This is a genomic window from Mucilaginibacter sp. A3364 (genome assembly GCF_059690715.1).
Window position 1 is genome coordinate 38,942 of sequence record NZ_JCAWED010000005.1, and the last position, 7,096, is coordinate 46,037.

3 protein-coding genes are annotated in these 7,096 nt (G+C 47.5%); 2 read left to right on the top strand and 1 reads right to left on the bottom strand.

Annotation, left to right across the window (positions count from 1 at the left end; translation table 11 throughout):
• Positions 1 to 63: 63 nt before the first annotated feature.
• Positions 64 to 1,254: an anhydro-N-acetylmuramic acid kinase gene (locus AC59JT_RS20440; RefSeq protein ID WP_497402680.1), complete on the bottom strand. Its 1,191-nt coding sequence runs from the start codon at positions 1,252 to 1,254 to the stop codon at positions 64 to 66.
• A 76-nt stretch (positions 1,255 to 1,330) separates the two neighbouring features.
• On the opposite strand from AC59JT_RS20440, the gene nagB reads away from it, so the two are divergent.
• Entirely contained in the window at positions 1,331 to 3,274 is a 1,944-nt protein-coding gene (gene nagB, locus AC59JT_RS20445; RefSeq protein ID WP_497402688.1) for a glucosamine-6-phosphate deaminase, read from the top strand.
• A 307-nt stretch (positions 3,275 to 3,581) separates the two neighbouring features.
• Positions 3,582 to 6,452, top strand: coding sequence for a M16 family metallopeptidase (locus AC59JT_RS20450; RefSeq protein ID WP_497402682.1), 2,871 nt, complete (start codon positions 3,582 to 3,584; stop codon positions 6,450 to 6,452).
• Positions 6,453 to 7,096 lie beyond the last annotated feature (644 nt).

Consider the following 7,096-nt stretch of genomic DNA (forward strand, 5'->3'; position numbering starts at 1 on the left):
GATGATTTTTGTTGTACGCTATGCCCCAAACGTTTTGCGTTATTTAGAAATGGTATAAATACGCTAGCCCGCGAAACAAAATTTCCCCATCAACACCGCCGGGCTATTGCCAATGGTAAGGGCGTTACCGGCAATGGCTTCATTGCCCAGCAGGGCGAATAGAATGGCCTCTTTAGCATCCGGGTTAATACCTAACTCCGCCGTATCGGCAATAGTGGTTTGCGGGAGTTTGTCTTTTAAGTATTTAATAACGAAAGGGTTTTTAGCGCCGCCGCCGCTTACAAATAATTTGGCACCTGCCGGGAGGTATGCTTCAATAAAATCGGCAATGGCTTTGCCTGTAAAGGCACTCAGCGTAGCGATGATATCATTAGGCGCTATATGGCTGGTCCCCGAGCGCTCTTGCGCCGCGCGGACATATTCTTCGTTAAACAGTTCAGGTCCGGTGGTTTTTGGAGCGGTTTCACCGAAGAAGGGATGCTTTAATAATGAGTTTAACAGCGCCTCATTAACTTCCCCAGAAAACGCGATAGCCGAATCCTCATCAAAAGCCTTATCAAAATACTTGCGCGCGAAGGCGTCTATCAGCGTGTTGCCAGGTCCAATATCGCTGCACAATACTTTATTGTTATCGCCATCAGCAGGTAAATAGGTAAGGTTTGATATGCCACCCATGTTAACGAGTATGCGTTCCTCGCCGGGTTTGCTGCCGAATAACACATCACCATATAAAGCTAAGGGCGCACCCTCTCCACCGGCTGCTATGTTTTTCTGGCGGAAATCACTAATAGTGAATATGCCGCTTTTTACGGCCAGGTGGTCACCGTCTCCAATTTGCAGGGTGGCGTTGAGGTAGCCCTCCTGTTTGTGCAGGCGTTTGGGGGCATGGTATATGGTTTGGCCATGGCTAGCTATAAAATCGACTTCAGAAGGGCTGATGTTCCAATCGTTCAGGGCTTGCAGCACCAGTTCGGCGTGGTAGATGCCTATCAGTTCGTTCAGCAGGCAAACCTTTTCCAGGTCAACCTGGCGACGGGAGAATATCGAGCGTACATCCGTTTTAAAATTATCCTGGTAGGGAATGGTAACGAAGTTGAGCAACTTAAACCGCGTTTGCAGGCCGGTGCCGGTAAATTCGCACAGGGCAATATCCAAACCATCCAACGATGTGCCCGACATTAAGCCTATGCCCACACGTGTTGTTTTTTGAGCAATGTTGAATAATTTCTGGAGATTTTGGTTGAACTGTGCCATGGTTTCAAGGTAACAATTTACATCGCCATGAACAAAACTTAAAGCAATAAATCCTCATATTTGTTCAAGCCAATACATCGCCCATCATAAACATACTACTATGGCCAGATTAAATTTATTAGAAGAAACCCGCTACGAAAAACTTCCCGTTACTGTATACGAAACCCCGGCCGCAGGCTCCATCGCGGTAGCAAAACGCATAGCCAAACTCATTCGCGATAAACAAGCCGCGGGCGAAAAAGCGGTGCTTGGCCTGGCCACGGGCGTTACCCCCATAGCGGTTTATGCCGAATTGGTGCGTATGCACAAAGAAGAAGGCCTAAGCTTTAAAAACGTAATAACTTTTAACCTGGACGAGTACTACCCCATGCAGCCCAACGCGGTGCAAAGCTATGTTACGTTCATGAATCAAAACCTGTTTGATCATATTGATATTGAGCGCCAGAATATCCACATACCTGATGGTACGTTGCCGATAGAAGATATTGCCGCTTTTTGTTTGAATTATGAAAAGCAGATTGAAATGCTCGGCGGACTCGACTTACAAATACTAGGCATTGGCCGTACCGGTCACATTGGTTTTAATGAGCCGGGCTCGGCGCCAAACTCGGGTACGCGTTTGGTTACTTTGGATGACCTGACCCGCAACGATGCATCGCGCGATTTTGGGGGTAAGAAAAATGTGCCCACCAAAGCCATCACCATGGGCATTGGTACCATATTCAAAGCCCGCGAAATTGTGTTGATGGCCTGGAGCAGTAAAAAAGCACCCATCATTAAAAAAGCGGTAGAGGGTGAACTATCCGGCGAAGTACCCGCCACCTTTTTGCAATTGAGCGACAATGTGGAGTTTATCCTGGATGCTCCCGCCGCTTCAGAACTTACCCGCTTTGATACCCCGTGGCTGGTGAAGGATTGTGTGTGGGATAACGATTTAAAAAAGAAAGCTGTTATATGGCTATCCCGCGCCGTAAATAAACCTATACTAAAACTGGTTGAAGAAGATTATAACAACAATGGTATGGCGCAACTAGCCACCGAGCAAGGACCAGTTTACCAGATCAATATTGACATATTTAACCAAATACAACATACCATAACCGGCTGGCCGGGCGGCAAGCCGGATGCGGATGACAGCCAGCGACCTGAGCGGGCCTTGCCGGCTAAAAAGCGGTCGATCATATTTTCGCCGCACCCGGATGATGATGTGATATCAATGGGGGGTACGTTCATTCGTTTGGTTGACCAGGGGCATGATGTGCATGTGGCCTACCAAACATCGGGCAATACGGCGGTGTGGGATGACGATGTGCTGCGCTACATGGAGTTTGCTATCGACTTTGAACAAAAAATGGGCGGCGATGCCGGCAGACTGAAAACCATCTACCACGATGCCCGCACTTTTATCGAACAAAAGAAACCTAACGAAATTGATACCCAGGCCATACGCGATGTAAAAGGTTTTATCCGCAAAACCGAAGCTATTGCCGGCGCCCGCTACGCCGGACTACACGATGATCACATCCACTTTATGGCCTTGCCATTTTATGAAACCGGTAAGGTGAAAAAGAACTCGGTAAGTGATGAGGACATTGAACTTACCATGCAACTACTGCAAAAAGTAAAACCCCAACAGGTTTTCGCCGCAGGCGATTTTGCCGATCCGCATGGTACGCACATTGTTTGCTTTAATATTATAGTAGCCGCGCTAAGCCGCCTAAAAGCTACGGAAGAATGGGTGAAAGATTGCTGGCTGTGGATGTACCGCGGCGCCTGGTTTGAGTTTGCCACCCACGAAATTGAAATGGCCGTACCGCTATCGCCGCAGGAAGTACTGCGTAAGCGTATGGCAATATTCAAACACCAATCGCAAAAAGACCCGGCTGTTTTCCCGGGAGAAGATGCAAGGGAGTTTTGGGTTAGAGCCGAGGATCGTAACAGGGAAACTGCCGAGAGTTATGATCAGCTAGGATTTGCGGAATACGCGGCAATGGAAGCTTTTAAACGTTACCATTTCTAGGAAATAGTTGCTTCCTTGTTTTGAACCATGATTAATAGGATTTAAGGATTACAGGATTTTTAATGTGATGTATTATTAAAGCAGCATCAAGAAAATCTTTAAATCCTACAAATCATGGTTTAACTATGCGTTAGGGATGGGAGCGGATACCGGCCCGTGCGTAATGCCTGTAGGCGTATGAGCGTACAGCCCGGCCCGACAGGGAAACGCCCTCATTATAAATAAATACAACCTAAAACCTTAATTAAAATAATTTTTAACTAGCCTTTTCGTTTTGCATCTTAGCATAATTATTTTAAACCCAAACATGAATTTTAAACATACTATTTCTTTAGCTACGGCAGCGCTGTTGATTGGTAGTGGTGCGGCAATGGCCCAGGTAAAGAAAAAACCTGCTACTACGGCTAAACCTAAACCGGCCGCGGCAGCCACCCGGCAGGTAAAAACACCAAGCCTTTCTATTGAGCGCCTGCCTGTTGACCCTGACCTGCTTACCGGTAAATTGCCCAACGGCTTAACTTATTATATACGCAGTACCCCCGCGGCGCCTAAAGCGGCGCAGCTTATTTTGGTTAACAAAGCCGGGTCGACCGTTGAAACCGACGCGCAACGCGGTTACGCGCATTTGATAACCCACCTTGCTTTTGCCGGTACGCGCGATTTTAGCCAGGGTGATATTGGTACTTTACTGAAGCAAACAGGCGCATCGTTAAATGCTGATAGCAATGCCTATACTAATTATGACGAAGCCGCCTACCAACTGCTGGTGCGTACCGATACCCTAAGCCAGTTTGAGCGTGGCATTAAACTGCTTGCCAACTTTGCCGGCGGCGTTACGTTTGACGCAGCTGCCTTTACCAAAGAGCAGAATACTATTTTGAAGGAAATTGCCGAAGGCGGCAAAACACCTAAGGAACGCATGCAGGCGCAAACTTTGCCGGTGTTGTTAAACAATTCGCGCTATGCGCAGCGCTTGCCTATTGGTACCGAAGCGGCTATTAAAGCAGCCACCGCGGCCAACGTAAAAAGTTTTTATACCGATTGGTACCGCCCCGACCTGCAGGCTATTATTGTAGTGGGCGATGTTGACGTGGCCAATGTATTAAAACAGATAACAGAGGCATTTGGCGGGATAAAAGGTCCGGCTGTGCCAAAGCCAGTTGGCAGCTACACTGTTGCAGCTACACCGGGTACGGTTTTTAAATCGGCTAGTGATGCGCAATTGCCGTATAATTTGGTTGAGGTGGTGATAAAGCGTCCCGAAATGATCGTTAAAAGCCCGTCGGATATATTGCAAACCATACGTATACGTTTATTTAACCAAATGGTAGGTAACCGTATCGATGAAGTTTCGCAAACGTCAAACGCGCCTATCCTGTTCGGGCAAGCCAGCTACGCTAATTACATTGGTAAGCAGGATGTGTTTTCGGCAATGGCAGTGGCCAACAACAACGGACTGGAAGTTGCCGTGAAAACATTGTTTACCGAGTTGGAGCGTTTGCGCAAACTGGGTTTCCTGTCGGAAGAGTTGGAGACGGCAAAGCAAAATGCCCTGAACCAAATATCAAACGAATATAGCCGCAAGCAATATGTGTCGCCTTTCAAAGCTTCGGCCGAGTATAAGCGCAACTTTTTAACCGGTTACGCTATACCGGGTATTGATTACGAGTATAACTATTATATTAACGAGATAAGCAAAATTAGCCTGGCGGATATGAACGCCTTCGCGGCCCGTTTAATAACCGACCAAAACCGGGTAATACTGGTTGAAGGCCCTGAAGCCGATAAAACCAGGCTACCAAACGAAACTACTTTATTGCAATGGATAGCCGAAGCCGGTAAAAATGTAACGGCTTATGAAAACCTATCGGCAGTGCCTTTAATGACAAAGGGTCCTGTTGCGGGTAAGGTAGTTGATACCAAGGTTGACAGCACTTTGCTGGTTACCAACGTAACCCTGTCAAACGGTGTAAAGGTTATTTTAAAGCCTACCAAATTTCAAAGCAACCAGATTTTGATCAATGCTTACGCCTTCGGCGGAACTTCATTAGCAAGCGATGCTGACTTCCCTTCGGCAAACATGGCCACAGGTGTAGTTACCAGCAGCGGCGTTGCCGGGTTTAGCCAAACGCAGTTAGAGAAAATGCTGCGCGGCCGTTCATTAAGCATTTCGCCTTACATTGGCGATGTAACGCAGGGCCTGTCGGGCTATGCCTCGGCAACCGATTTTGAGGTAGCTATGCAACTGCTGCATTTGTATTTTACCCAGCCACGTAAGGATGTTGAGGTTTGGAACAAAACCGTAGCACAAACCAAAGGCGTACTGGTAACCCGTGCTACCGAACCTTATAATTTATACCAGGACACCGTTGCCGCTGTGCTAAGCGGTAATAACCCGCGCGGCATGACCACCACGCTGGCACAGGTAAACGCTGCCAATTTTGATAAAGCCTACGCTTTTTATAAAGAACGTTTTGCCGATGCAAGCAACTTCACTTTCACCTTCACCGGTGCTTTCGCGGTGGAGGATATCATTCCTTTCCTTGAAGTTTACTTAGGCTCATTGCCATCAACTAATAAAAAAGAGACTTTCAAAAACCTGGGCATACGTCCGTTGGCGGGTCAGGTTACAAAAGTGATACAAAAAGGTACCGGTACCGAAAGTGCCGTACAACTGGTGTACAGCGGTGCTTATACCTACAACGAGGCCAACAACCTGCAAATGGACGCCCTGGAAGAGGTGCTTAACCTGCGTTTAGGAATTAAGTTTGACGAGAAGAGCGGCATGGTTAATCCCGGTGCCCGCGTTAGCTATTTAAAATTTCCAGAAGGGCAATACAAAGTAACATTGAGCTTTACCTGTGCGCCGGCTGATGTTGATAAACTGACAACAGCGTTGCTTGAAGAGATCAACAAAATGAAGCAAGCCGGTCCGGAGCAAAAAGAAGTGAACACCTTTGTGCTTAATGAAGCCAAAGCCACACAATCGCAACTGCGCCAAAATACTTACTGGAGCATATTGCTAAGCGCCGCCGCCCAAAACGGCGAGGATCCCGACAGGATATTAAGTCGCGTATCTATGTTAGAGAAAGTAACCATAGCTACGGTTAAAGATGCTGCCAACAAATATTTAGGAAACAACCTGATCAAGCTGATATTTACGCCTGAAAAGAAATAAAAGGTTTAATTAATAGAAGAAGGCCGTGCATTTTGCATGGCCTTCTTCTTTATGTCATTGCGAGGAACGAAGACAACCGAGCGGTAGCGAGCTCATTGATTCCTTTGAAAATAATTAATACATCAATAATCTCTACGAAGGACAGGTCGCACGTTGACTTGTCGCTTTTACAGGCCTTTCACGCACGTACCTTGCCCCGCTCAGTAGCCGCGGCGGCTGTTACTTTTGTCATAGCCACAAAAGTAACCAAAAAGGCCTAGTCAGCCCAAATGCTTCTTTGCCGCACAGGGCCATTACGCTGCAAATCGGTCAGAAGCACGGGCTGCATTATTGGCTGCCGCTTCGCACGCACCAGGCTCTCGCACACGCCAAAAACGCAATGCCCTTCCCACCGCACAGGGCCAGCTTCTTCTGCCCGCTTTCGCCCGAAGCTATGGGCTGACGGTTCCGTTGCTACCCGAGATTCAGGAGAATAATGAGAGTCAAAAAAAGAGCGTAGTGGCCCCGCAGCAAAACCGTTGCCAACGCGCAGGCCTTGTGGGCGGAAGTGATTTTTGCTGCTTGATCTTTTGGTTACTCCTATGTTTGTAAAAGATAACAAGCGACAAGGAACGGGAGCAGGTTTGGTTACAAGTAGTCGTCAT

Bases quoted from the DNA above. Each gene is read 5' to 3' on its own strand.
- AC59JT_RS20440 (WP_497402680.1), bottom strand. From the start codon at position 1,254: ATGGCACAGTTCAACCAAAATCTCCAGAAATTATTCAACATTGCTCAA.
- AC59JT_RS20450 (WP_497402682.1), top strand. From the start codon at position 3,582: ATGAATTTTAAACATACTATTTCTTTAGCTACGGCAGCGCTGTTGATT.